Source organism: Oleiphilus sp. HI0061, assembly GCF_001635675.1.
This window is the reverse complement of the sequence record NZ_LWFE01000822.1, coordinates 1-316: the sequence shown is the minus strand read 5'-3', so window position 1 is coordinate 316 and position 316 is coordinate 1. Positions and strand designations below refer to the sequence as shown.

General features: G+C 44.3%; 1 protein-coding gene. It reads right to left on the bottom strand.

Annotated features, from left to right (window positions below; translation table 11 throughout):
* Positions 1-316: hypothetical protein (locus A3735_RS30720; protein ID WP_197485816.1), on the bottom strand; the 316-nt coding region annotated here is incomplete at both ends.

Here is a 316-nt window from a genome sequence, read left to right as displayed (position 1 = left end):
GTTAGTCACATCAGTCAAGTAGATTTCACCGATAGAAGTACCAGTGTCACCGAAAGACAATGAACCGATATCTAGGTCAAACTTAGAAGTAGTGTTGATTGCGATACCGTCAACATAACCTTCTCTTGTGTTGCCACCCTGGATATCTTGAGCTGGGTTCAAAGCAACAGAACCTAGATCAAGAACTGCGTCTTTAACAGCGTAGATGTCACGCATTGAGTGAGCGAAACCGAATGCATTCAATCCGTCTAGACCAGAAGTGTCACCACGATGGTTGTGGATTTTCAGATCGTTGATCTGAACACCAGCGATATCG